The organism is Rhodococcus sp. 14-2470-1a (genome assembly GCF_002259425.1).
Lineage (GTDB): Bacteria > Actinomycetota > Actinomycetes > Mycobacteriales > Mycobacteriaceae > Rhodococcoides > Rhodococcoides fascians_E.
Window position 1 is genome coordinate 1 of sequence record NZ_NPFZ01000017.1, and the last position, 2,430, is coordinate 2,430.

Below are 2,430 nucleotides of genomic sequence, written 5' to 3' on the forward strand. Positions count from 1 at the left end.
TGACGAGGCTCAGCGAATTTCAGCAGTTGTGCTCGGCGAAACTCGTCACCCGTGAGCGGTCTTCACTGTAGTGGTTGGCGGGTTCCGGTGGTGGCTTTGCGGAGCTTCTCCGATCTGGCGTTGTGGTCCCTTAGGCGGTACGAATCACCGTCGAGGTTGAGCACGACCGATCGATGCAGAAGCCGGTCGAGCATGGCTGCGGCGACGGTGTTGTCTCCGAGAACTTCACCCCACGATCCGACCCCACGGTTGGTGGTCATCACGATCGATGTCTTCATATACCGTTGCGAGACAACCTGAAACAATGCTGATGCGGCCTCGCCTGGCAGCGGTAAGTACCCGAGCTCGTCAACGACCAACAATGTCGGTCCGGCATAGAACCGCATCGTCGTCGCCCACCGGCCCTCCAACGCAGCTCGATGACAGCGGGCAGCAAGGTCGGCTGCGGTGGTGAAATACGTCCGATACCCAGCGTGTGCTGCCGCCCTCGCCAACCCGACCGACAGATGCGTCTTCCCGACCCCGGGCGGTCCGATGAGCAGCACGTTCGTCGCTGTTTCGAGGTAGCGGCAGGTCGCGAGTTCCTCGATGAGCTTGCGGTCGACACCAGCTGCGGCGTCGTAGTCGAAGTCCTCGAGCGATGCTGGTGTCGGTAGGCATGCGAATCGAAGTCTTCCGGTCAACCGCCGCGCTTCGGTGGCCTCGACCTCGATCGAGAGCAACCGGTCCAGCGCCGCGGTCATCGACAGTTCCTCGGCTGCGGCCTGGTCGAGGACCGACGGTAGCGCTTCGGCCGCGTCGTGCAGTTTCAGCACTGCGAGATGTCCGCGTAAGCGTTGGTAGAGGCTCGCTGCTTCCGCGGTGTTCGGTGCCGGTATCCGGTCGGTCGATTTCTTGTCGGTCATGACAGGGTGTTCCTTCCGTGTGCGGCGCGTTCGTAGATCGAGAGGTCGTAGACGATTGCATCGTTGGTGTCGGATTCGGTTGCACCACTGCCGGTCTCGTTGAGCTCTACGTGCGTGGGGTGCACTGTTCCGGTGGCGGTTCGCAGGGTGTCCGCTGCAGTGAGAGACTCGGGTCCGGGTGGGATGCGTTCCTTGCGGCGGTGCGGGCGGCCGGTGTTGGCGCCGGCCATCGCGGCTTGTTCGAGGGCGTAGATGTGGCCGTGATCGCGGACCATCGCACCGGTTCCGTCTGCTGCCAGCCGGTGTCTGGCGATGGTGATGTTCGAGGCGGTGACGATGTCGATGACATCGGTTCCCAGGACTTGGGTGACCGTCACGGTGGCCGATGCGAGCTCGGGAGGCACGGAGTAGCGGTTGCCGCGGTAGGACACCAATGCCTGCCGGGACGCCACTCGTTCCGTGGTCACGATCGCCGGATAGGTGGTCGCTGGCATCGGGTGCAGTCCTTCGGAGGTGGCGAGCGTTGCTACCGATGTTTTGCCGTCTTTTGTCGCTCGCAGCCGGGTATCGCCGCGGAGGCTGCAGAACCGATCGAGGCTGGCTTGGGCTTGCTCGACGGTCAGATCGTCGGCAAGAGTTCTCCACCAACGCTGTGCTGCAGTGTGATTGGACTTCTCTACTGCACCTTTGCGGTTCCCGCGCCTCGGTGGGCAGATCGCGACGGACACACCGTAATGTTTGGCGACGCCGGCGAAGCTGGCGGTGACCCGACCCGATTCCGGATGACACACGGTCGCCATTCGGTCGAACCGCCACACCCTGCTCACCCCGCCGAGGCCTCGGCAGATCCGGTCGAGCCCGTCGACGACACGCGGCTGAGTCATGTCGGGTGCAAGGATTCCGCGCCATTTACCCGAGCACGCCAAGGTCCCGACGAACAGATGTGCCATCGAGCCCCATCCCCACGAGGCAGGTGGGTTGGGCAGATCGACCCAATCCCATTGTGTCTCTTCACCTGGCGGGTGTTCTATGACGGCGTTGGGTCTTTCGGTGGCGGTCAGGCATGCTTGGCAGATCGGGCGTAGTCCCAACTCGCGGATCTTGCGGGAAAGCGTTTGATACGACATCGCGTAGCCGAGGCCTTCGAGCTCGTCGCACAGGGTCCGCACCCACAAGTGGGGGTCGTCGAGTAGCCGTGCGGTGACGTAGGCGAGGAACACCTCGAATGGGTCCGGGATGCTGCGTTTACGCACTCCCGGGGCGGTGGTGCCGTTGAGGTAACTGCGGATCGTGTTGCGGTCTCGGCCGGTGTGACGAGCGATCGCCGAGATCGACCAACCTCGTTTGCGTAGGGCGTGTACTTCCACATCTTCCTCCCGTGTAAGCATGAGGAGCGGGTCTCCTTCGGATAGCTGGTGCGTGGTCAGAGACCACCAGCTTCGTTGGAGACCCGCCCTCGTTGGCGGTGCCACACGGGTGATGAATTTTTGTGAGCGTCACTGCTGAATTTCGATGAGCGCCGTCA

The 2,430-nt window shown here is 63.0% G+C and carries 2 protein-coding genes; both read right to left on the reverse strand.

The window, feature by feature from the left end:
* Positions 1 to 62: 62 nt before the first annotated feature.
* Positions 63 to 905 carry an IS21-like element helper ATPase IstB gene (gene istB, locus CH292_RS09505; protein WP_094654558.1) on the reverse strand — a complete coding sequence of 281 codons (843 nt, stop codon included), beginning with the start codon at positions 903 to 905 and terminating at the stop codon, positions 63 to 65.
* Complete coding sequence (locus tag CH292_RS09510; RefSeq protein WP_094654559.1) at positions 902 to 2,293, reverse strand: DDE-type integrase/transposase/recombinase; 1,392 nt, start codon at positions 2,291 to 2,293, stop codon at positions 902 to 904. The genes istB and CH292_RS09510 overlap by 4 nt, the downstream gene beginning before the upstream one ends.
* Between the last annotated feature and the right edge of the window lie 137 nt (positions 2,294 to 2,430).